A 22,280-nucleotide genomic window follows, 5' to 3' on the forward strand; every position below is an offset into this window, starting at 1 on the left:
TTGACAGCGGCGCTTCCCACTGGAACGGAGGGTTTGTGACCGGTTCTGCTCCCTCCCTGCGCACCACGCCGCCCCGCGCTCCGCGCCAGCAGCGCAGCCAGGCGTCGTTCGAACGGATGATCGCGGCGGCAGAGGCATTGCTGCGCGAACGGGGCAATGACGATTTCACGCTTCAGGAAGTCGGCAAGCGCGGCAAGGTTTCGATCGGCTCCATCTATTGCCGGTTCGACAGCAAGGATGATCTGATCCGCGCCGTTCAGGCCCGCGTGCTGGAGGCCGTGGAGGTCGATCAGCGCGCCGTGATCGCGCGGGCGGAAGCGGAAGCCAAGAATCTCCGCCAGTTGGTGACTTTGCTGGTCGAAGGGATTGCCGACACGCTGCGCCACCATGCCGAACTGATGCGGCCGATGATGCTGCGCGCCACCACCGATCCCATCGTCTCGGCCGCAGGCAAGAAAAGCTATGGCGAACTGTCCGATCTGGTCCACAATGTGATGTTGGCCCATCGTGACGAAATCCTGCAGCCGGACCCGGAACGGGCGGTGCATTCGACTTTCCGTATCCTCTATGCCGCGATCGCCCGCTATCTGGGCTTCGGATCGGCGACTGGCGCCGCGTGGGAAGGCGGCTGGGACGAATTGAAGCAGGATCTGGGCAAGATGTGCGCCGCCTTCCTGCTCTCCACCGAATAAATTCCCCTCAATCCTCCTCGTCGATCAGGATGCGCACGGCGGCGCCATCCGCATCTTCGAACTGGCCGTCGCGCAGCGCCCAGAAAAAGGCGCCAAGCCCCAGCAGGCCGAGGCATAGCGCAATCGGGATCAGGATGGCGACGCCGGTCATCGTGCCGCCCCTTTCAGCCGCAGCGCATTGGCGACGACGATCAACGAACTGCTCGACATGGCAAGGGCGGCGACCAGCGGCGTGACATGGCCCAGGATCGCCAGTGGCACGGCGAAGATATTATAGCCGATCGCCAGCGCGAAATTCTGCTTCACCACCCGCACGGTGCGCCGGGCCGCCCGCACCGCCATCGGCACCGGGGCCAGCCGGTCGCCCAGGAACACGGCGTCGGCGGCCAGCTGGCTGGCGTCGCTGGCGGAGGCCGGAGCCATGCTGGCATGGCCGGCGGCGAGGGCGGGGCCATCGTTCAGGCCATCGCCCACCATCAGCACCCGATGCCCGGCCGCCTTCAGTCGGCCGATCAGCGCCAGCTTGTCCTGCGGGCGCAGATGGCCGATCGCGGTCGTGCCGGTGGCGCGGGATATCGCCTCCAGCGCTTCGGGCCGGTCGCCGCTGGCGATCAGGGTCGTCACACCCATCGCATTGAGGTCGGCCAGCGTTACGACCGCGTCCGGGCGCGGCGCATCGGCGAAGCGCAGCAGCGTCGCCTGCTCGCCGCGCCGATATTCGCTGGCCAGATCGAACAGGCTGATCAGGCTGCGGGGGCGGCCCAGCGAAACGGCTTCGTCGCCGAAGCGACCGCTCATGCCCTCGCCCGGCTGTTCGCGAATATCCTCCAGTGCAGCGGGCATCACCCCCTCCGCCTCCACCGCCTGCCGTAGCGCGACGCTCAACGGATGGCGGCTGCCACGGGCCAGCGCCAGCACTATGGCCTTGTCCTGCGCCTCCAGCCGGTCAAGGCCATGCGGGGTGGGGCGGCCCAGCGTCAGCGTACCGGTCTTGTCGAACACGGCTTCGTCCACTTCGGCCAGCCGTTCCAGCGCCGACCCGTCCTTCACCAGCACGCCGCGCTTCATCAGCGCGCCGCACGCCACGATCTGCGCCGCCGGCACCGCCAGTCCCAGCGCGCAGGGGCAGGTGATCAGCAGCACGGCAACCGCGATCAGCAGCGCCTGATGCATGCCCGCCCCCGCAATCATCCATCCGGCAAAGGAGAGGGCGGCCAGCAGATGGACGCAGGGCGCATAGAGCCGCGCCGCGCGGTCGGCGATCCGCACATAGCGCGACTTGCCCTGCGCCGCTTCCTCCATCAGCCGGGCAATGTCGGCGATGACCGTATCGGCGCCGGCGGCCGTCACCGCCACGATGATCGGCCCGTCGATATTGAGCGCGCCGGCCTGCACCTCGTCACCCGGCCCGACAGGGACGGGCGCGCTCTCCCCGGTCAGGAAGGCGATGTCCAGACCGCTGCTCCCGTCGACCACGCGCCCGTCCGCGGCCAGCCGTTCCCCGGCGGCGGCCAGCATGCGCATCCCCGGCCGCAACGCATCGGCGCGCACCCAGTGGCTGGCGCCCTGCGCATCCAGCACCATGGCGCCGGGTGCGGTCTGCTTCAGCAAAGCGGCGACGCCCGCCCGCGCCCGTCCGCGCATCAGGCTGTCCAGGCACCGGCCCGCCAGCAGGAAGAAAAGCAGCATCACCGCGCCGTCGAACCAGGCATGATGGCCGCCGGTCAGCGTTTCATACAGGCTCATGCCGGTCGTCAGCAGCACGCCGATGCTGATCGGCACGTCCATATTGGTGCGCCCCTGTCGCAGCGCGGCAAAGGCGGAGCGGAAGAAGGGTTGCCCCGCATAGGCGATCGTGGGCAGGGCGATGAGGGCGGAAAGCCAGTGGAACATCTGCCGCGTCGCCCCGTCCGCCCCGGACCAGATGGACACCGACAGCAGCATGATGTTCATCGCCGCAAAGCCCGCCACCGCCAGCGCCCGGATGAGCCCGCGATTTTCGGCGGCGGCGACATCCACGCCGGGATCGGCCAGCGGTTCGGCATCGAAGCCGATGGCGGCGATCGCGGCCTTCAGTTCTGGCGGGCTTAGCGCGGGATCATGGCGGATGGCGACGCGCTTTGCGGTCATGTTGACCCGGGCGCCCTCGACCCCCGGCACTTTGCTCAGCCCATTTTCGATCTTGGCGATGCAACCCGCGCAATGCAGCGTGGGCACCGCAAACAGGCTTTCGATGCTGTCCGGGGCAGGGGCCTCGGCAAAAACAGGCTGGGTCGCCATCAGAAGACCTCCCGCAACAAATGCTGCGCACCATGGTTGATATCGGCGCGCAATTGCCATCGACCGGCGGGCAAGGCGCGGTCGCCGACATAATGGCCTGGCGCGGTTTCGTGGAAGCTGATGGCGATGTCGGGCGCACGGTCCAGCGGATGCTGCGCGATGGCCGTAATGCGGGCCTCGCGGATTGGTGCGCCCGCGCTGTCGGTCAGCGTCAGCGTGACATGGCGTGCGGCGTCCAGCGCCACATCATCCTTCCAGCCGAGGCGGTCCTGCGCCCGTGCCTGTGCCAGATAATGGTTGAACTTCTGGCTTTCGACATAGCTGTTGTCGACCACCGTGCCGCCGAAGGAGCGGATCGCGACGGTCGCCATCAGCAGATTGACGGCGATCACCACGGCAAAGAAGGCGATCAATATGCCGGTCATGTGCCAGCCGGTGAAGCGTCGGATCATGGTTCAGGGCCTTTCGAAACGGGCGGGTTCGCGGTCGCCGCCGCCTTCGCGGTCGGTGGCGCGGACGGTGAAGGCAAAATCCTGCCGCTGTGGTCCGGGCGCCGGGGCGGCGATGAAGAGGCGCAGCTTGGCCACGCTGTCGGCGGGAACGGTGGCGGTGACGGTCGCTGCCGCCTGCTCGCGCGGCATGGCGTCGGTCCACAGCATCGCGCCGGGCAGGCCCTCGACAGCGACCGTCACCGGGCGCGGCCGTGCCTCCATATTGCGGACCTTGACCATATAGGCGTTGCGGATCGCGCCATCGGACAGCCGCACGAATATGGGGTTGCGATCCTGCTGTGCGGCGATGTCGATCCGGGTGCGCGCGCCCAGTGCGAACAGCATGGCCGCCCCGATCGACAGCCATACCGCCGCATAGGCCAATGTGCGGGGGCGCAGCAGCGTCTTGAGGACGGGGCGGGGGGCAGCGCCCTGCTTCTCGGCCTCCGCATCCTCCTGCGTGCAATAATCGATCAGCCCGCGCGGTCGCCCGACCTGCGCCATCACCTTGTCACAGGCGTCGATGCACAGCGCGCAGGTGATGCAGCCGACTTGCGCCCCTTCGCGAATATCGATGCCGGTGGGGCAGACCGCGACGCACTGGTTGCAGTCGATGCAGTCTCCGAACAGGTCGGGCTTCGCCTGCGCCTTCTTCACGCTGCCGCGTTGTTCGCCGCGCCAGTCCTTATAGGTGACGACTAGCGATTTTTCGTCCAGCATGGCGGTCTGGATGCGCGGCCAGGGGCACATATAGATGCACACCTGCTCCCGCATGAAGCCGCCCAGCAACAGGGTCGTGGCGGTCAGCACGGCTACCGTGGCATAGGCGACCGGCGCGGCGCTGCCAGCCCAGAAATCATGGCTGAGTCTGGGCGCATCGGCGAAATAGAAAATCCATGCGCCGCCCGTGGCGAAGGCGATGCCCAGCCAGATGCTCCATTTGGCGAGGCGGCGCGCGATCTTGGCGGCGCTCCATGGTGCCTTCGCCAGCCTTATCTGCGCATTGCGATCGCCGTCGGTGAAGCGTTCGACATGTTGATAGAGGTCGGTCCACACCGTCTGCGGGCAGGCATAGCCGCACCAGGCCCGACCCACTGCCGACGTCACCAGAAACAGCCCGATCCCCGCCATGATCAGCAGGCCCGCGACATAATAAAATTCATGCGGCCAGATTTCGATCGCGAACATGTAGAAGCGCCGGTGGGCCAGATCGACCAGCACCGCCTGATCGGGGGCATAAGGCCCACGATCCCAGCGCAGCCATGGCGTGACCCAGTAGATGGCCAGCGTCACCGCCATGATCGCCCATTTCAGGCGACGATAGAAGCCGTCGACCGCCTTGGGATAGACGCCCTTGCGCTTTTCATAGAGGTCGCTGGACCCGGCCGGCATCAGCATGATGGGATTCCTGAAGAACCCGTTCGCCCTGAGCCTGTCGAAGGGCCGTCCTTCTCTGCGGAAGAAAAGGACAGGGCTTCGACAGGCTCAGCCCGAACGGTGTTATGGTCGCGCGGTTGCTTCATTATCTGCCGTCTCGTCCACCGGCGTCGCTTCACCCCCGCCCAGGCTGTGGACATAGGTCGCCAGCATGCGGATGGTCGCCTTGTCCAGCTTGTCGTCCCAGCGCGGCATCACGCCCTGACGGCTGTTCCATACGGTTTCGTGGATCGTCTCCGCGTCGCCGCCATAGAGCCAGATGCCGTCGGTCAGGTTGGGTGCGCCAAGCGCCCGCGTGCCTTTTCCATCCGGGCCATGACAGACCGCGCAATTGTCGGCGAAGACCTGTGTCCCGCGCTGCGAAGCGGCGCTGGCCTTGTCCTGTCGGCTGATGACCCGGACATGGGCGACCACATCGTTGACCTGCGCGCTGGTCAGCAACTGGTCGCGGCCGAAGGCGGGCATCATCGATACACGGGTCGCATCATGGTTCGGGTTGCGCACGCCGTCGGTGATCGTCTTTTCGATCGTCGCCAGATCGCCGCCCCACAGCCAGTCGTCGTCGTTGAGGTTGGGATAGCCCTTCGCCCCCGCCGCACCGGAGCCATGGCACTGGACGCAATGGACCTTGAACGCGGCGCGTCCGCCCTCGACCGCCGCCTGCATCAGTTGCGGCTTGCCGGGCAGGTCGGTTATCGCCGTGTCGGCGATCGCCCGGCGCAGCGGCGCGATTTCCGCCTCGCGTGCGGCCAGTTCCTTGTCCAGCGCGCCCCGGCTCGACCAGCCCAGCATGCCGCGCGTATAATCGTGCAGCATCGGGATCGCCGGATAGGCGATCACATAGCCGATCGCGAAGATTATGGTCGCGTAGAAGGTCCACAGCCACCAGCGCGGCAGCGGCGTATCCAGTTCAGCGATGCCGTCCCACTCGTGGCCCTTGAGTTCGGTGCCGGTGGCGGCGTCGATTTTCTTGTCCTGTCCGTCAGCCATGGTCGGCCTCCGTCTCGTCTTTCCTGAAGATCATCGTGGCGGCGTCGCGGCTGTGCCGGCGGCCGCGCGGCAGGAAGTGCCAGCCGACGAGGATGATGTAGCTCACCCCCATGAAGACCAGCCCCCAGCTATCGGCGAAGTGGCGGAGCGCATCGTACGTCATCGCGGTTCTTCCTGGGGTTTCGCCGCATCGACATCGACCAGCGTGCCGATCATCTGGAGATAGGCGACCAGCGCATCCATCTCGGTCAGCCTGGCGGGATTGCCGTCGAAATCGCGCTGTTGCGCCTTGGGATAGCGCTTGAGCAGGTCGGCGGCATCGGCATTGGGATCGGCTTGCGCCTTCAGGTCATCATTCGCCTTGGCCACATCATCCTTGCTGTAGGGCACACCCACCCGCGTCAACGCGGTCAGGTCGCCGCGCATGTCGCCGGCGTTCAGTTCCCGCTCGGCGAGGAAGGGATAGGTCGGCATGATCGATTCCGGCACCACGGCGCGCGGGTCTTTCAAATGCTGAACATGCCATTCGTCCGAATAGCGGCCGCCGACGCGGGCAAGGTCCGGCCCGGTGCGCTTCGACCCCCATTGGAACGGATGGTCGTACATGCTCTCCGCCGCTAGGCTGTAATGGCCATAGCGTTCCGTTTCGTCGCGGAAGGGGCGGATCATCTGGCTATGGCAGTTGTAGCAGCCTTCGCGGATATAGATGTTCCGGCCCGCCAGTTCGAGCGGGGTATAGGGGCGGACCCCCTCCACCTTCTCGATCGTATTGTCGATCCAGAAGAGCGGCGCGATCTCCACTATGCCGCCGATGGCGACGACGATCAGAGAGGCGATGCCAAGCAGCGAGATATTCCGCTCCAGCCTGCCATGATCGAAAAACCTACCCTTTGCTTTGCTTGTCATTGTCTTTGTCCTTTGATGGACTGAATTCCGACGTCCGTTCGTGCTGAGCCTGTCGAAGCACGCGCGCCCTTCGACAGGCTCAGCACGAACGGGACTTTAGGTGGCAGCAGGAATGAGGGGCTTGTCCGCACCGGCGTCATAGACCGCGTCGCGCATCGGCTTCTCGTCGCGCAGCGGCTTGCCCGCGATGGTCATGCCGATGTTCCAGGCCATGATGATCGCGCCCGCCAGATACATCAGGCCCCCGGCTGCGCGGATCAGATACATGGGCAGCATCGCGCTCACGACTTCGGAGAAGCTGTAGACGAGATAGCCGTCGGCCCCATATTCGCGCCACATCAGGCCCTGCATGATGCCCGCGACCCACATGGCGGCGGCGTAGAGGACGATCCCCAGCGTCGCGAGCCAGAAGTGCCAGTTCACCAGCCTTAGCGAGTAGAGCCGTTCGCGTTTCCACAGGCGCGGCGTCAGATAATAGAGGCAGGCGAAGGTGATGAGGCCGTTCCAGCCCAGCGCGCCGCTATGCACATGGCCGATGGTCCAGTCGGTATAGTGGGACAGGCTGTTGACCGCCTTCACCGACATCACCGGTCCTTCGAAGGTGCTCATGCCATAGAAGGCCAGCGCCATCACCATCATGCGGATGATCGGATCGGTACGGATCTTGTCCCATGCGCCATTGAGCGTCATCAGGCCGTTGATCATGCCGCCCCAACTCGGCATCCACAGCATGATCGAAAAGACCATGCCCAGCGTCTGCGCCCAGTCGGGCAGGGCGGTGTAATGGAGGTGATGCGGACCGGCCCAGATATAGAGAAAGATCAGCGACCAGAAATGGATGATCGACAGGCGATAGCTGTAGACCGGCCGTTCCGCCTGTTTGGGCACGAAATAATACATCATGGCCAGGAAGCCGGCGGTCAGGAAGAAGCCCACCGCATTATGCCCGTACCACCACTGCGTCAGCGCATCCTGCACCCCCGCAAAGGCGCTATAGCTTTTGGAGCCGAGCAGGCTGACGGGCATCGACAGATTGTTGACGATATGCAGCATCGCGATCGTCAGGATGAAGGCGAGGTAGAACCAGTTGGCCACATAGATATGCGGCTCGCTGCGCTTGATGACGGTGCCGCCGAAGACGATCAGGTAGCAAACCCAGACGATCGTCAGCCACAGGTCGACATACCATTCCGGCTCGGCATATTCCTTGCCCTCGGTAATGCCCAGCAGATAGCCGGTCGCCGCCAGCACGATGAAGAGCTGGTATCCCCAGAAGACGAAGTCCGCGAGTTTGGGCGCAAACAGCCGGGCGCGGCAGGTGCGCTGCACGACATAGAAGCTGGTGGAGAGCAAGGCATTGCCGCCAAAGGCGAAGATCACCGCCGACGTGTGCAGCGGGCGCAGGCGGCCGAAGCTGGTATATTCCAGGCCCAGATTGAGCGCCGGGAAGGCGAGTTGCAACGCGATATAGAGGCCCGCCAGAAAGCCCGCGAGGCCCCAGAAGACGGTCGCGATCACGCCCCAGCGGATCACATCGTCATAATATCTGCCCTGATCGGCGGGCATCTTCATCAGGCCGCGCGCAAATCCGGCATAATCGGCGCTGCGCATGGCATAGACGGCCAGCCCCAGCGCCACCGCGCTTACGATCCCCATATGAACGGCAAAGCCGCCGTCCCGCGCCGCCAGCATCGCCGCAAAGGCGATCAGCGCCAGCGCGAACCAGCCGCCCGTCCGCAAAACCAGTCTGTCCATCGACCTGTCCCCGCAAAAGGCTTTTGCGGCGCCCTTCGCGCGGACGCCGCCCTTATGCCTTGACCTCTGTCAAAAGCGGCGCGGCGGGTCTTTACGGGATAGTGCGTAGGGCGATGGGGTGGTTGCCTCCCATCCCTTCGCCCTCGCCTTGAGCCATCGGGCTATTCTTCGATTTTCAAACGGTCTCTAACAAACCGGGACGAACGGGATCATGGTGAAAGCGGGGTGCGCCAAAGCCGCTTATTGCGTCTTCATCGCCTCGACCGCGGCCAGCGTGCTCTTCACATGGCCGGCATAGCTCATCTCGCTATGGACGAAGGCGATGCGGCCCGACGGCGCGATGACATAGGATGTACGGTCGGTCATGCCCGGCCGCATCTTCAGCGCCACGTCATAGCCCGACACGATGCCCGGTCCGGCCGATGCCACGGCGAACTTGCCCGCGCATTCCTTGGTGGAGAAGGCGACCAGATCGTCCACTGGATCGGCCGACATGCCGATCACGGTCGCGCCCGCCGCCTTGAACTTCTCGATATTCTCGGCGAACTCACGCGCTTCGGCCGAACAGCCGGGCGTGAACGCCTTGGGGAAGAAATAGAGCACCACCGGCCCGCGCTTCAACTGGTGCGACAGGGTGACGGTGAAGGTCTTGCCCGCAATCGCGCCGCGCGTGGTGAAATCGGGTGCCTTGGCGCCGATGGCGAGCGCGGCCATCGCCCCGCTCGAACTGACGGCGATGGCGGCGGCGAGCAGCAGGGACAGGCGCTTCATAGATCATTTCCTTGGGTCGGGCGTTGGTCGGGCTGTTCCCATAATTCGATCGCATTGCCCTCCGGGTCATGAATGCGGGCAAAACGGCCGAGCACGGGGTCGTCCCATTCGGGCTTGGTGATGATCTCAACGTCCGCCGCGCGCAAGTCCGCCAGCAGGGAATCCAGATCGGACACGCGAAAATTCAGCATGAAGGCCTTGTCGGCGGCGAAATAGTCGCTGTCCGCCTTGAATGGGGCGAAGACCATCGGCCCGCCCAGCGGCTGCCATATCCATTCATTGGGTGCGTCATCGGGATTGACGACGCATCCCCCGCCGACATTCAGATGCGTGCGATACCAGGCGGCCAGCGCATCGGGGTCGCGCGATCGAAAGAACAGGCCACCCATTCCCAATACCGGCATCGCCTCGACTCCTCTCATGGTCGCGGCACGCTATCACGGCCCCCGGCCCAAGTCATGCGACGGAACCGCGCGCCGCGCGCCGGGTTCCTTGATCATGAAGAGGATGATCTTGCTCAGCCTGCTCCTGCCGATCGCTGCCTGCGGCAAGCAGGATCAGGACGCCGCGAAGCAACCCGGCGTCGTCACCAATATATTGGATCAGGCCGTGCCGGACGCGCGCCCGGCCGACGCGCCCGCCAATGGCATAGCCCCGACCGAACCATCCCCCACCGTCGATACGCCCCCGCCACCCGCAGCGCCCGATGGCCTGATCCCCGCCGCCTTTCAGGGGCGCTGGGTCGGCGAACAGGAAAAATGCGGCGACCGCGCCGCTCCGCTGGAACTGAAGGTCGCGCCCGACAGCCTGATCTTCCACGAAAGCGTCGGTACCGTGAAAGCGGTCCGCGCGGAGAGCGACGGCCGCGTCGCGGTGGATGCCGCCTTCACCGGCGAAGGCCAAAGCTGGACCCGCACCCTCCAGATGCGCGCCTCCCCGGAAGGGCAGGCGTTGACGATCACCAACGACGGAACGGCCGTGGTGCGCAAGCGCTGTTAGGTTGGGTCCATGATCGGTATCGACCCGAGAAGGACAAGCGAGCGGGGCGCAATTTGCTTGCAAGCGTCAGTCCCGCCTCCCGTCACCCCAGCGAAAGCTGGGGTCTCAGGCGGTAGCGCGATAGGCTTGAATTAGCGCTACGTTCAACTGCCTCGCGTCTCCGCCGCAGATGTCAGCCTTCGCTGGCCCGGTAATTGAAAAACTGGCTGACGACCAGTGGGCAACATTCGAACCATTCGCTATGTAGGGCCATGGACAAGCATAAGGCCATCGAACTGGTAGAAGCCTGCATCGCCTACATTGGCGAACAGGGTTATACTTATCCGATAACCTCTATCCGCGAACACCCAAAAATTTGGGCCATCGCGTTGCAACCTACACGGCCTGACGGGCTACCTCTTTACGACATTATCGGTTTTGACGTCGATAAGGTGTCGGGTGAAGTGAGTCAGATGATTTAGTCCTAAGAGACCGTTTGAGAATGGTACGGCTGAGGGCTGGCGAGGGATTTTGCGTGCTGGCAAGGCGCGATCGCAGCTACGATGCCGGGACATCGTGGCAAGATCGCAACGCAGCCAGCGCGCAAAAGCACCGTCAGACCGACCCGTATCCATTTTCAAACGGTTTCTAAGTCGATAGTCGGCTCCCTACCCCAGCTAACATCAAAAAACCGATCTTCCGATCGCCACCCCACCGCATAGGAACAGAACTTCCCTCCGCCCCCGCTCCTCGCTACAGCGGGCGCGATGATCGGCCGCCTGACCCTGAGCGATTTCCGCAACCATGCGGATGCGCTGATCCTGCCCGATCATGCCTTCATCCTGCTGACCGGTGACAATGGCGCGGGCAAGACCAACATATTGGAAGCCGTGTCGATGCTGGCGCCGGGCCGGGGCCTGCGCGGCGCGTCCCTCTCCGCCATGGCGCGGCAGGATGGGCCGGGCGGCTTCGGCATCGCGGCGGAAGTGGATGGCGTGGTGTTGGGCACCGGCGTCACGGCGGCCAGCCCGGAGCGGCGACAGGTGCGGATCGGGGGCGTCGCCTCCTCCGCCAATGCGCTGGCCGATCATCTGTCGATCGTCTGGCTGACCCCGGCGATGGACCGGCTGTTCCTCGATAGCCCGGGCGGCCGCCGCCGCTTCCTCGACCGGCTCACGCTGGCGCTGCACCCCGGCCATGCGGCGCACAGCGCGCGCTATGATGCGGCGATGCGGGCGCGCAACCGGCTGCTGACCGATCCGCGCCGCGCCGATCCGGCATGGCTCACCGCGCTGGAAGCGCAGATGGGCGAGCATGGCGCGGCGCTGGCCGGTGCGCGGGCCGATCTCGTTGCGCTACTCAATGACGCGCTGGTCGATCAGCCCGACGAACCTTTCGCCCGCCCGCGCATCGCGATCGATGGCGGAGAGGATCTGGCCGACGAATCGCTGGCCCTGCGTCTGGGGCGGGAACGGCGGCGCGATGCGGCGGCGGGGCGCACTTTGTCCGGCCCGCATCGCCACGACCTGTCCGTCACGCATATTGCCAAGGGGCAGGCCGCTGCGCTCTGTTCGACCGGGGAGCAGAAGGCGCTTCTGCTCTCGATCCTGCTCGCCCATGTCGCGCTGGTCGCCGCCGACCGGGGGCAACCGCCGGTGCTGCTGCTCGATGAAGTGGCGGCCCATCTCGACCCGTCTCGCCGCAGCGCATTGTTCCAGCGCCTGCGCGATAGTCGGGGGCAGGTGTGGATGACGGGGACAGAATCCAGTCTTTTCAACGATCTGGATGATGCAACGCGGCTGACCGTAACGGCCGGCCATGTTTTTCGTTCCGCAACATAACGCATCGTCGAAACGACTCGTCGCCCGGCGCTTGTCGGTTCGTCCGGCGTCTGCCCTAAAGCAGTCATCGGGGTTCAAGCCTACACAATAAGTCGGGGTCGCAATCGAATGTTCGCTGGTTTTCGCGCGTTTATCGCGACGTCCATTCTTGCGCTCTCTGCATTGATCGCTGTCCCCGCCATCGCTGGTACGCTGCAATGCGCCCCTTTCGCCCGTCAGGTTTCGGGCATCGATCTTCACGGCAATGCCAACACCTGGTGGGGTCAGGCCGAAGGCCGCTATGACCGTGGTCATGAACCCCGCGTCGGTGCCGTCCTCGCTTTCGCCGCCAGCCGCTCGATGCCGGTCGGCCATGTCGCGATGGTCAGCAAGGTGCTGGGCGATCGCGAAGTGCTGCTGACCCATGCCAACTGGTCCTATCGCGGCGGCGTGGAGCGTAATGTCCGCGCCATCGACGTGTCGGCCAATAATGACTGGACCGATGTTCGGGTATGGTATGGCCCGATCGGCGACCTGGGCCTGCGTTCGAACCCGGCCAAGGGCTTCATCTACGCCGACGCGCCCAAGGCTGTCGATCAGGCTCCGGTGCGCATCGCATCGGCCGACCCGACCGGCGGCGCAGCGATGCGCGCTGCTTTCTAAGCCTTTAACCTTTCCCAAAGAATCCAGCGTTTAGGGTCGTCCTTGGTGGGGCGATTCTCAACGTTTCGGGATCGCGGAATGAGACGAAAGATGCGCTGGGCGGCGGCTGCGCTGCTGTCCGGTTTGATGGCTGCGCCCGGTTTCGGCGCGGCGGTGCTGCAATGCGTGCATTATGCCCGGACGGTGTCCGGCGTGGCGATTCGCGGTGATGCGCTCAACTGGTGGGACCAGGCAGACGGGCAATATAAGCGCGGGCACAAGCCTAAGAAGGGCGCGGTGCTGGCCTTCCGTCCCTATGGGCCGATGGCGCTGGGCCATGTCGCGGTGGTCAGCAAGATATTGGGGGATCGCCGCGTGCTGATCCGTCATGCCAACTGGTCGGTCCCCGGATCGATCGAGGAAGATGTGCTGGCGATCGACGTGTCGGAGGATGGCGACTGGAGCCAGGTGCGCGTCTGGCACAGCCCGACCGGGCAGATGGGCGCGCGCACCAACCCGACCTATGGCTTCATCTATCCGGCCAGGGCGAAATTGCATGATTTCGTACCGGACGCATCGCTGGGCGCCAGCGTGCGCTTTGCGAAGATCGATCCGGACATGTGGGACGAACAGCGCCTGCCAGTCATGACGGCGGCGGCCCGGCCCACGCCGGTGTCGCCACGCGGCCTGATGCTGGCGCAGGCGCGCCCTGCGGAACCCAGGCTGATCCGGGCGAAGGCCGTGCGCAAGCCCGCGCCCAGGCTGGAGACCGATCCCTTCATCGTCGAATATGCCGACAGCGCTCCTGCGGAACGATCGCTGGGTGCGATCATCGCCGATGTGAAGCGCGACGCCGCGATGAACTGACAAAAAAATGGGGCGCCTCGGCACCCCATTTTTACTTATTCTGCGTCGGCGGGCTTGTCGTCTGCGCCCTCGGCTGGCGTCTCGAACCAGGCTTCGACTTCGCCGCTCAGCTTGATCGTCAGCGGATTGCCATGACGGTCGCGGCTCTTGCCGGCGGCGACGCGAATCCAGCCTTCCGAAATATTATATTCCTCCACATCCTTGCGCTCGCGGCCCTTGAAACGGATGCCGATGCCGCGCTGGAGCACCTCCATGTCGAAATGGGGGCTCTTGGGATTGGTGGACAGATGGTCGGGGGGCGTGTCGCTCATGGTCGGATTCCTCGAAAATGCTGCATCGCGCCTAGCGTCTGGTCCCGCCCTCCGTCAACATGCGACCCGTCCTCTGGCCATGGACGGGTCGCATGGCCGTTCAGCGACAGATGCGCACGCGCACGTCGCGGTCGCGATAATAGTCGTAGCGCCATTCGGTCCAGCAGCGCTGGCGATAGCGATAATGGGGGCGGTTATAGCCGCGATTGCCGCGCCAGTCGCGCCGGTCACCGCGCCAGTGACGGCGATCGTCCCACCGGCGATTATTATCCCAGCGCCGATTGTCCCAGCGGACATCGCGTCCGTCGCGCCAACCATTGCCGCCATAATATTGGGCCTGTGCCGGCGCACTCGCCGCACCCAGCCCGGCTACGGCCAGGCTCAACGCCGCCGCGCCCTTCCAAAACAGAGTCATGCCATGTCTCTCCTCATATGCCCGCCCGGCATGGGCCGGGGCATGGAGGGGAGAATGCGCGTCCCCGACTGAACCGTCCGGGAACGCGCCTGTCAGCCTCTATTCAGACAATTTTACGCGCTATCAGCGGCCCCGCAGCGCCGCTTCCGCCTCCTGCATATAGTCGCGGGTAATGGGCAGGGTGCGGCGATCGCGCACATATTGCACCTGATAATTCACCATGCCGCCATGTTCGAACACCGTCGCCGCACCGGCGAGGTAGAAGGTCCACAGGCGGAAGAATCGCTCGTCATAGAGGGCGACGATATCCGCCTTGGCCGCCATGGTGCGCTTATACCATTCGCGGATGGTGAGGCCGTAATGGATGCGCAGCACCTCCACATCCGTCACCATCAGGCGCGTATCCTCGCTGCCCTGGATCATCTCCGACAGGGCTGGGATATAACCGCCGGGGAAGATATATTTCTGGGTGAAGGCGTCGGTGATGCCCGGCCCGCCGACCCGGCCGATCGTGTGGATCAGCATCACCCCCTCGGGCGACAGCAATTCGCGGCATTTGTTGAAGAAGGTGCGGAAATGGGCGGTGCCGACATGTTCGAACATGCCGACCGACACGATCCGGTCGAACGGTCCCTGCATGTCGCGATAGTCGATCAGTTCGAACCGGACATGATCGGCTACGCCCGCATCCTGCGCCCGCTGGCGCGCGACCTTCAACTGCTCTTCCGACAAGGTGATGCCGGTCACGTCCACGCCGCAGGTGCGATGCAGATAGAGCGCCATGCCACCCCAGCCGCAGCCGATGTCCAGCACCTTCATGCCTGGCTTCAGGTGCAGCTTGGCGGCGATATGCGCCTTCTTGTCCTCCTGGCTCTGCTCCAGGCTGATCCCGGCTTCATTGTCGGCATCGGGGAAATAGGCACAGCTATATTGGCGGTCACGGTCGAGGAAGAGGGCGTAAAGCGCGCCCGACAGGTCATAATGATGGGCGACGTTCGCCTTGGACCGGCCTTTGTGGTTGAGCCGCCAGAATTTCTGCCGGGCGCTCTTGAAACTGCGGCTGAGGAAGCTCTTGGCGTCGATCGACTTGCCCTGTTCCCAGGGATTGTTGGCCCGGATCATGGAGATGAATTCCATGATGCCGCCGCCCTCAATGCCGACGCGGCCGTCGATCCAGGCTTCGGCCATGCCCAGCCGCGGGTCCTTGATGATGTCGAAGGGCACGCGCTTGTCGGCAAAGCGCAGCGCCAGATTGGGGAAGGCCGGATCGGGCTGACCGACGGTGAAGCTGCCTCCTCCAAAATAGTGGACGGTAAGCTGGCCACGCGTGACCAACCGCTTGAGAACACGTTCAAACAGTTTCATGCAGCCACCTTGTCATGTCGTTTCGCAGGCGTCAAATCCCGGCATACCAATCATAATTGGCGTGGTCTTCCCAATATCCGCCCTTGCCCGCGCCTATGCCGGACAAATGTTGCACGGCTTCGATCCGCATCAGATATTTCGCCTGCTTATATCCCAGTTGCCGCTCCACCCGCAGCCGCAGCGGCGCGCCATTGGCCACACTCAGTGGCCGGTCGTTCAGTGCGAAGGCCAATAGGGTCTGGGGGTGGAAGGCGTCGGTCAGGTCGATGCTCTCATAATAGGGGCGCCCCGTGCCCATCCTGTCCGCGCAATGGAAGACGATGTAGCGCGCCTGGCTCCGTAGCCCCGCGCCGTCGAGAATCGTCTTCAAGGGCACGCCGCGCCACTGGCCGATCGCGCTCCACCCCTCGACACAATCATGGCGGGTGATCTGCTCGCGATGGGGCAGGCTGTGCAACTGCGCCAGCGACAGAGACAGGGGCCGCGTTACCAGTCCATCGACGCGCAACCGCCAGTCGGCGAAATCGCCCCGCCACAGCGCCTTATATTCGGGCGTATTGGGATTGGCGGTGCCATTGGCGCGAAAGATCGGGGAAATCTGGTCCGGCCGGAATTCCCGCGCCATCGCATCGCGCGTCATCAGGCTGCGCTGCGCCCATTTGTGAAAATTCTCGGCGGAAAACAGCGCTTCGCGGAAACGCGCATTGCTACCGATCCGGTCGCATCCCGCCAGCGTCGTGGTCGCACCGATCAGCATCGCTCGGCGGGTCAAGATCATGGCCGGTCCTTGGGCACACGATAGCGGCCGCTGATCATCGATCGTACCTCGTTCAGCGGTCCGGCCAGCAGCACCATCAGAATATGGACCAGAAAGAAGGCAACCAGCGCAAAGGCGGTGAGAAAATGGATCGACCGTGCCGATTGCCGCCCGCCGAACAGATCGACCAGCCAGGGCCAGGCCGCATTCATGCCGGGCGATAGGGTCAGGCCGGTCAGGATGATCAGCGGCAAGGCGATGAAGATGACGCCGATATAGCTCGCCTTTTGCAGCACATTATAGCGCAATGCCGCCGCCCCGGTGGGAAAGCGCAGCCGGGCATGATCCCGGATATCCTGCCAGATATGGCGCGGCCGGATTTCCTCGCGGGCAAAGGCCAGGTCGCGGGCGATATGCCGGTTGGCCAGGCTCCAGAGCATGTAGAAAAGCAGCGCGAAGGCGAAGACCGGCGCGGCGGCCAGATGCCAGTGCCGCGACATCGACAGATTATAGCGGGCGGGCAGGGTGATCCAGCCGCCGAAACGCTCCAGTATCAGCCAGGCATGGTCGGGATTGGCGCCATATTGCCCCCAATAGAGGCGAGGATGCGCATTGAAGATGCCAAGGCCGCTGGTCAGCAGCACATAGAGCAGTAGTGCATTCAGCCAGTGCCAGAGCCGTGTGGACAGGCGGTGGCGCCTGACCACCATGCCCGCAGTGTCGGTCCGGCTGTCCATGGGCGCGATCCTATCCCTTTTTTGCTGCGCGTCCATACGGGATCATGTCGTTGGCGGCGTCTATGATGTCGTTAGTCGAACGACAATGGAACTGCCGGATGAATTTCATCAACGGCGATCCCGCAAGGGAAAAACCAAGTCGATACGCGAAAATCATATTTGCAGCATAATAATAACAAAATTCCTTATTCGATAAGGGGTTGATAATCAGGTCGCCTGTCAAACATTTTGATGCTTCGACGCATGAAGATAGATGGGTAAAATGAAGAATATTACGATTTTTCTGGCCGCTTCGGTCCTGTGTTTCATTTCTGCGCCCGCTTTTGCGCGCGAACCCGTTTCCTTTACCGGCGCCCATGCCGAAATCATCACCGGCTATGATCGGGTCGATGCCGACGCCGTCAGTTCGGCCAATGGCCTGCTCTATGGCGTCAATGCCGGCTATGATGTCGCCGCCGGTGGCGTGATTTTGGGGCTGGAGGCGGAAATTTCCGATTCCACCGCGAAGAAACGCTATGCGGGCGGGCGCACCGTCACGGATCGTGATCTCTATGTCGGCGGCCGCATCGGCGTGCCGCTGGGCGATGGCGCGCTGGCCTATGCCAAGCTTGGCTACACCAATGCCCGGTTCGAATATAGCGGCGACGCGGGAGAGGGCGGCACGGTCAGCGGCGGCGACAATGCCGACGGGCTGCGTCTGGGCGCAGGGCTGGAATATCAGTTGAGCGACAGCCTCTTCCTGAAGGGCGAATATCGCTATTCCAACTATGAAGCCGGCCTGTCCCGGCATCAGGTCGTGACGGGCGTGGGGTTCCGGTTTTGAGCGGACCTCTCTCATGCGATCGGAAGGGGCGGCTGGCGACAGCCGCCCCTTTTGCATGGCGGATGCCCGCAAGAGATGGGCGGAAGAGGCATTGTCACCGTTTTGCAACACAAGCCCTGAAATTGATTGAAATAAACATCTGACCCCTTTGCAACTCAATCTGGCGATCCTAGATGGCCTCTGCGTGATCATGATGCAGGTCACGCTCTTCTCTCTCTGATAATGGAGAGAAAAGACGCAGGAGGTTTCGTGAGTAAAAATTCATGATTGCTTTGCATCGAACCTGAACGCCGGATTAATATTTAAGTCGCGGCGAATAGATAAATATCGAGGACTTTATGAAGACTGTGATTTTCGCAGCTATTGCTGCTGCCACCGTTGTTTCGGCCCCTGCCTTCGCTCAGGACGCTGCGCCCTTCACCGGGCCGCGCGCTGGCGTCACGGCTGGCTTTGACAAGGCGCAGGGCGAAGAAGGCTTCGCTTATGGCGTGACCGCCGGTTACGACATCGCTGTGACCCCGCGCATCACCTTTGGCCCCGAACTGTCGTTCGGTGACTCGACCGTCGACGGCAACGGCATCGACGCCAGCCGCGAAATCGCCGGCTCGATCCGCGCCGGTTATGTCGTGACCCCGCAGATCCTGGCCTTCGGCAAGGTTGGCTACACCAGCGCTCGCATCGAAGCGGCTGGCGCCCACACTTCGCTGGAAGGCGTGCGTTATGGCGGCGGTCTGGAATATTCGGTGACCCCGAACACCTACATCTCGGCCGAATATCAGCGCACCGAATATGAAGATAATTTCGGTGGTCGCGACGCTGGCCTGGTCGGCATCGGCTTCCGTTTCTGATCCCTCTCAAATGATCAGAATCCGCACGTCGCTCGTCGATGTGGGGATGGAGAAGGGCGGTCCCGCAAGGGGCCGCCTTTTTTCTATGCGGGCTTTATGCGGGCAGCGCGCGCAGATCCGGCGCCACCCACGCCAGCCGGGCATCAGGCGCCATCAGCACGTCGCGCGACCAGTAGGTGAACAGCCAGTCCTTGTTCCCCAGCGGGGACGCCATCAGCGCAGAAAGCGCAGCGGCCGGCGTCACATCGGCCGGCAGCGTGGCGAGTAACCGGCGCGCCATATGCAGCGACGCCTGCGTGATCGTCTCATGATAGCCGCTGCTATCGCTGTTCACCCCGCCCACGCTTTCATTATAGCGGCGGATCATGCCGGGCATGTCGCGTTCGGGCTGCACATCCGGTCGACGAAGCATCAGCCACAGCGCGCCCGCGAAATGGGCGGCATGGGTCCACTCTTCCTTGGGCAGGGTGCAGCGTAGAAAGCCGTCGACCAGCCCATCGATCTCATCATCGGTCATCGTCATTCCCCCAAAAGAAAACCCCGCCATTTCGGGCGGGGTTCGGTTTTTGCGCAGCGCGCATCCTGTCAGCCCCGGATTATCCGAGTGCGGCTTGCTTCTCTTCGGCCAGACGCTTCATTTCCGCCTTGCTCTTCTTCTCGCTCGCGGACTTCAACTGGCCACAGGCCGCCATGATGTCGCGCCCGCGCGGCGTGCGCACCGGCGCGCTGATGCCGCCTTCGAAAACGATGGAGCTGAACGCGCGCACCCGTTCGGGCGTCGAACATTCATAATCGGTGCCCGGCCAGGGGTTGAACGGGATCAGGTTGACCTTGGCCGGCAGCTTATATTTGCGGATCAGGCGGACCAGTTCGCGCGCGTCCTCGTCGCTGTCATTCTTGTCCTTGATCATCACATATTCAAAGGTGATGCGGCGGGCGTTGCTGGCCTTGGGATAGTCGGCGCAGGCCTGAAGCAGCTCCTCGATCCCATATTTGCGGTTCAGCGGCACCAGTTCGTCACGGATTTCCTTGGTCACGCCATGGAGCGAGACGGCCAGATTCACGCCGATCTCCTCGCTGGCGCGCGCCATCATCGGGATCACGCCGCTGGTCGACAGGGTGATGCGCCGGCGCGACAGCGCCAGCCCGTCGCCGTCCATCACGACCTTCAGCGCGTCGCGCACATGCTCGAAATTATAGAGCGGCTCGCCCATGCCCATCATCACGATGTTGGTCAGCATCCGCCCGTCCGGCGAATATTGCGGCGCATCCTCGTCTTCCTCGGCATCGACATCGTTGACGGCCGCCATATTGCCCTTGGGCCATTCGCCCAGCGCGTCGCGCGCCAGCATCACCTGACCCACGATCTCGCCCGGCGTCAGGTTGCGCACCAGCCGCATCGTGCCGGTGTGGCAGAAGCTGCAATTAAGCGTGCAGCCAACCTGGCTGGACACGCACAAAGTGCCCCGGTCCGCATCGGGGATGAAGACCATTTCATAATCCTGCCCGTCGTCCGACCGCAGCAGCCATTTGCGCGTGCCATCGCTCGACACCTGCGCTTCCACCACCTGCGGGCGTCCGACGACGAAGCGTTCGGCCATCCAGCCGCGCATCGGCTTGGCCAGATCGGTCATCGCCTCGAAATCGGTGGTGCCGCGATGATAGAGCCAGTGGAACAACTGCTTGGACCGCAGCTTGGCCGCCTTCACGTCCAGCCCCGCCTCCTCCAGCGCACCCTTTATCTGCGGGCGCGACAGCCCCATCAGGTCGACACGCCCATCCTCACGCGGCGTCACCGCACGCGGCACGGGCACAGGGTCGATATGGCCGGGAATCTGCATCATCGGGGTGGGAATACCATAAGAGTGAGGAAAAGTTTTCGTCCATCAGCGCTGCTGGAAGCAAATTCCTCCAGGGCGCTTTTGGCAAGATAGATCGCGAACATGGCATCAACCGTCGTAAATAGCTGGGACGGGTCATAATCTGCTTCATGCCTCCGGTTCTGGAGACTTAGAAAATTGCTCGAAAATGCCCGAATATGGGTTTCGAACCCACTGCCAGGCACGAATTTTCTATATTTGGCTGTCGGGCCGGGACGCAGCGCTTCTTCGCAGATCCGGCGTGCCGCGCCATGATCGATGCTGCGATAGAGTAACGCATGGCGGCTATCCTGCCGCAAGGCCTTCCCCACAAATTCATCAGCCGTCGCCGTCAGAATCTGATGAAAGACGGCATAATAGGCACTCGATATGGCGCGCCTCAGATTCACCTGACGCGGCTTTCTGCCAGGCGTCGCGTTGACGAGCAACAGCGCCTGATCGAGCAAATGGTCAGGGTTGAGAACGGCCAATTGAACGGGTCCTAGTCGTCGTCTGCTTCGCCACTATCCGTCGGCGTGGCATAGGAAATGAGCGGAAAGCGTTCGTCACCTTGCTTCAGCAGGCTGTCATGGACGTCCAGCAGAAGATGGCCGAGTTGTGCGCCGGTCAGGGTTTGGGCAGCATCGTCTGTGATCACCAGCGTAATCCGTAGCGCATCCTTGCCTTCTGCATCCAGAGCAGGCTCCGTGCGAACATCCAGCAACTGCGCGGCCGGAATGATTCCCGCTGCAACCTGCTTCATCAATGTCTGAATCTGTCGGTCTTCGAGCATCGGTCATTCCGCGCAAACGCAAAATGTCCCCGGAATCGGCCTTGAGCTGATATCTGCTCTTGCGAGCGCCTCAAGACGGCATGCCGGGGACGGGATAGTCCCAGATATCTATGCAGACCCAAAAAGTCAAGATTAGCGCAGTTTCGCGCAGCCCAGCGCGGCCGCGTCGATCGCCGTCGCGGCGCCGCGAAGCGCATAATTGTCGGCGAATCCGCGCCCGTCCGCGCCGATGCTGGCGACGCTCATACTGGTGGCGGAACGCATCGCTGCGATGATCTGCGCGTCGCCGCGCGCGTCGGCGGCCCAGGCGTCCATCTGCCCGGCGACCAGCGAAAAGCGCCGCTCGCCCACGACCAGCGTCACCGGCGCCTTGGCCGCCCGCGCGCGGCTCAGGCGGATATGCACCTGCCCGCGCACCCGCTGGCGCGGCCAGTTGCCGACCGATGCGAAGCCCTTCGCGCTCTGGCCCTGGCGGGCAACCGGCTGAGCGATAGCATAGCAGCGCGGCGTCGCGGGATCGCGAAAGGCCCCCCAGCTTTCGAATATCCCCAGCGAATCGCGCGCCTGTGCTGGTGTCGCCAGCATCAGCGGCAGGATCAGAAGGGCGGGGGTGCGGCGCATCTGGCTGGCAAAGCCCAACCTGTCCCCATTTGCAACCCCGCCATGATGCGAAAGGACGAAGCCGACGCTTGCCCAAGCCGTCACAGCGGTTATGAAGAAGCATCCATCATTGTCGCCGGGAT

General features: G+C 63.6%; 28 protein-coding genes. 8 read left to right on the forward strand and 20 right to left on the reverse strand.

All coding sequences use genetic code 11. The features are described from left to right. The first annotated feature begins 35 nt into the window (after positions 1-35). Positions 36-692 (forward strand): TetR/AcrR family transcriptional regulator, encoded by a 657-nt coding sequence (locus BMX92_RS07690; protein ID WP_093014424.1) that lies wholly within the window; start codon positions 36-38, stop codon positions 690-692. Positions 693-699: 7 nt separating this feature from the next. On the opposite strand, the gene ccoS is transcribed toward BMX92_RS07690, so the two are convergent. The 10 genes from ccoS to BMX92_RS07740 all read right to left on the reverse strand — a co-directional run bounded on the left by ccoS (position 700) and on the right by BMX92_RS07740 (position 9,726). Then, the gene (gene ccoS / locus BMX92_RS07695) at positions 700-843 is read right to left on the reverse strand and encodes a cbb3-type cytochrome oxidase assembly protein CcoS (protein WP_093014427.1); all 144 of its coding nucleotides are present in this window, start codon (positions 841-843) and stop codon (positions 700-702) included. Continuing rightward, positions 840-2,972 carry a heavy metal translocating P-type ATPase gene (locus BMX92_RS07700; protein WP_093014430.1) on the reverse strand — a complete coding sequence of 711 codons (2,133 nt, stop codon included), beginning with the start codon at positions 2,970-2,972 and terminating at the stop codon, positions 840-842. Before BMX92_RS07700 ends, ccoS begins: the two co-directional genes overlap by 4 nt. Beyond that, entirely contained in the window at positions 2,972-3,424 is a 453-nt protein-coding gene (locus BMX92_RS07705) for a FixH family protein (protein ID WP_093014433.1), read from the reverse strand. Before BMX92_RS07705 ends, BMX92_RS07700 begins: the two co-directional genes overlap by 1 nt. Positions 3,425-3,427: 3 nt before the next feature. Next, entirely contained in the window at positions 3,428-4,861 is a 1,434-nt protein-coding gene (ccoG, locus tag BMX92_RS07710) for a cytochrome c oxidase accessory protein CcoG (RefSeq protein WP_093014436.1), read from the reverse strand. A gap of 102 nt (positions 4,862-4,963) precedes the next feature. After that, a complete protein-coding gene (ccoP, locus tag BMX92_RS07715; protein ID WP_093014439.1) occupies positions 4,964-5,890 on the reverse strand; it encodes a cytochrome-c oxidase, cbb3-type subunit III in 927 nt (308 codons plus the stop codon). Beyond that, complete coding sequence (locus BMX92_RS07720) at positions 5,883-6,053, reverse strand: cbb3-type cytochrome c oxidase subunit 3 (protein WP_093014442.1); 171 nt, start codon at positions 6,051-6,053, stop codon at positions 5,883-5,885. Before BMX92_RS07720 ends, ccoP begins: the two co-directional genes overlap by 8 nt. After that, positions 6,050-6,796, reverse strand: a complete 747-nt coding sequence (ccoO, locus tag BMX92_RS07725) for a cytochrome-c oxidase, cbb3-type subunit II (RefSeq protein ID WP_093014445.1) — start codon at positions 6,794-6,796, stop codon at positions 6,050-6,052. The genes BMX92_RS07720 and ccoO overlap by 4 nt, the downstream gene beginning before the upstream one ends. A gap of 96 nt (positions 6,797-6,892) precedes the next feature. Then, positions 6,893-8,551 (reverse strand): cytochrome-c oxidase, cbb3-type subunit I, encoded by a 1,659-nt coding sequence (gene ccoN / locus BMX92_RS07730; protein WP_093014448.1) that lies wholly within the window; start codon positions 8,549-8,551, stop codon positions 6,893-6,895. A gap of 240 nt (positions 8,552-8,791) precedes the next feature. Further along, positions 8,792-9,322, reverse strand: a complete 531-nt coding sequence (locus BMX92_RS07735) for a peroxiredoxin (protein WP_093014450.1) — start codon at positions 9,320-9,322, stop codon at positions 8,792-8,794. After that, positions 9,319-9,726 (reverse strand): VOC family protein, encoded by a 408-nt coding sequence (locus BMX92_RS07740; RefSeq protein ID WP_093014453.1) that lies wholly within the window; start codon positions 9,724-9,726, stop codon positions 9,319-9,321. Before BMX92_RS07740 ends, BMX92_RS07735 begins: the two co-directional genes overlap by 4 nt. Before the next feature lie 94 nt (positions 9,727-9,820). Between BMX92_RS07740 and BMX92_RS07745 the strand changes: the two genes are divergently transcribed. The 5 genes from BMX92_RS07745 (at position 9,821) to BMX92_RS07765 (ending at position 13,629) form a co-directional block, all read left to right on the forward strand. Further along, on the forward strand, positions 9,821-10,321 hold the full coding sequence (locus BMX92_RS07745; RefSeq protein ID WP_093014856.1) for a hypothetical protein: 501 nt from the start codon (positions 9,821-9,823) through the stop codon (positions 10,319-10,321). A 251-nt stretch (positions 10,322-10,572) separates the two neighbouring features. Further along, the gene (locus tag BMX92_RS07750; protein ID WP_093014456.1) at positions 10,573-10,782 is read left to right on the forward strand and encodes a hypothetical protein; all 210 of its coding nucleotides are present in this window, start codon (positions 10,573-10,575) and stop codon (positions 10,780-10,782) included. A 285-nt stretch (positions 10,783-11,067) separates the two neighbouring features. After that, positions 11,068-12,141: a DNA replication/repair protein RecF gene (gene recF / locus BMX92_RS07755; protein ID WP_093014459.1), complete on the forward strand. Its 1,074-nt coding sequence runs from the start codon at positions 11,068-11,070 to the stop codon at positions 12,139-12,141. Positions 12,142-12,249: 108 nt separating this feature from the next. Beyond that, complete coding sequence (locus BMX92_RS07760) at positions 12,250-12,783, forward strand: CHAP domain-containing protein (RefSeq protein WP_093014462.1); 534 nt, start codon at positions 12,250-12,252, stop codon at positions 12,781-12,783. Between the two features lie 78 nt (positions 12,784-12,861). Further along, positions 12,862-13,629 carry a CHAP domain-containing protein gene (locus BMX92_RS07765; protein ID WP_093014465.1) on the forward strand — a complete coding sequence of 256 codons (768 nt, stop codon included), beginning with the start codon at positions 12,862-12,864 and terminating at the stop codon, positions 13,627-13,629. Between the two features lie 35 nt (positions 13,630-13,664). On the opposite strand, the gene BMX92_RS07770 is transcribed toward BMX92_RS07765, so the two are convergent. From BMX92_RS07770 to BMX92_RS07790, 5 genes are all read right to left on the reverse strand, one after another. Continuing rightward, complete coding sequence (locus BMX92_RS07770) at positions 13,665-13,940, reverse strand: DUF3297 family protein (protein ID WP_093014468.1); 276 nt, start codon at positions 13,938-13,940, stop codon at positions 13,665-13,667. Positions 13,941-14,040: 100 nt separating this feature from the next. After that, positions 14,041-14,355 carry a hypothetical protein gene (locus tag BMX92_RS07775; protein ID WP_093014471.1) on the reverse strand — a complete coding sequence of 105 codons (315 nt, stop codon included), beginning with the start codon at positions 14,353-14,355 and terminating at the stop codon, positions 14,041-14,043. A gap of 123 nt (positions 14,356-14,478) precedes the next feature. Further along, a complete protein-coding gene (locus BMX92_RS07780) occupies positions 14,479-15,720 on the reverse strand; it encodes an SAM-dependent methyltransferase (RefSeq protein ID WP_093014474.1) in 1,242 nt (413 codons plus the stop codon). Between the two features lie 31 nt (positions 15,721-15,751). Beyond that, entirely contained in the window at positions 15,752-16,498 is a 747-nt protein-coding gene (locus BMX92_RS07785; RefSeq protein ID WP_093014477.1) for a molybdopterin-binding protein, read from the reverse strand. Beyond that, on the reverse strand, positions 16,495-17,214 hold the full coding sequence (locus tag BMX92_RS07790) for a cytochrome b/b6 domain-containing protein (RefSeq protein ID WP_093014858.1): 720 nt from the start codon (positions 17,212-17,214) through the stop codon (positions 16,495-16,497). Before BMX92_RS07790 ends, BMX92_RS07785 begins: the two co-directional genes overlap by 4 nt. Positions 17,215-17,476: 262 nt before the next feature. Between BMX92_RS07790 and BMX92_RS07795 the strand changes: the two genes are divergently transcribed. Further along, positions 17,477-18,037, forward strand: coding sequence for an outer membrane protein (locus BMX92_RS07795; RefSeq protein WP_093014480.1), 561 nt, complete (start codon positions 17,477-17,479; stop codon positions 18,035-18,037). A 338-nt stretch (positions 18,038-18,375) separates the two neighbouring features. Beyond that, positions 18,376-18,885 carry a porin family protein gene (locus BMX92_RS07800; RefSeq protein WP_093014483.1) on the forward strand — a complete coding sequence of 170 codons (510 nt, stop codon included), beginning with the start codon at positions 18,376-18,378 and terminating at the stop codon, positions 18,883-18,885. 94 nt (positions 18,886-18,979) lie between these two features. Here the strand turns inward: BMX92_RS07800 and BMX92_RS07805 are convergent, their stop codons facing one another. The 5 genes from BMX92_RS07805 to BMX92_RS07825 form a co-directional block, all read right to left on the reverse strand. Further along, positions 18,980-19,402, reverse strand: a complete 423-nt coding sequence (locus tag BMX92_RS07805) for a hypothetical protein (protein WP_093014860.1) — start codon at positions 19,400-19,402, stop codon at positions 18,980-18,982. Between the two features lie 79 nt (positions 19,403-19,481). Next, a complete protein-coding gene (gene rlmN / locus BMX92_RS07810) occupies positions 19,482-20,729 on the reverse strand; it encodes a 23S rRNA (adenine(2503)-C(2))-methyltransferase RlmN (RefSeq protein ID WP_093014486.1) in 1,248 nt (415 codons plus the stop codon). Then, entirely contained in the window at positions 20,726-21,235 is a 510-nt protein-coding gene (locus tag BMX92_RS07815) for a hypothetical protein (protein ID WP_143066739.1), read from the reverse strand. Before BMX92_RS07815 ends, rlmN begins: the two co-directional genes overlap by 4 nt. Positions 21,236-21,246: 11 nt before the next feature. Then, positions 21,247-21,507, reverse strand: coding sequence for a hypothetical protein (locus BMX92_RS07820; RefSeq protein WP_143066740.1), 261 nt, complete (start codon positions 21,505-21,507; stop codon positions 21,247-21,249). Between the two features lie 162 nt (positions 21,508-21,669). Beyond that, positions 21,670-22,158, reverse strand: a complete 489-nt coding sequence (locus tag BMX92_RS07825; RefSeq protein ID WP_093014863.1) for a hypothetical protein — start codon at positions 22,156-22,158, stop codon at positions 21,670-21,672. Between the last annotated feature and the right edge of the window lie 122 nt (positions 22,159-22,280).

The sequence above is a fragment of the Sphingobium sp. YR768 genome (assembly GCF_900111125.1).
GTDB lineage: Bacteria > Pseudomonadota > Alphaproteobacteria > Sphingomonadales > Sphingomonadaceae > Sphingobium.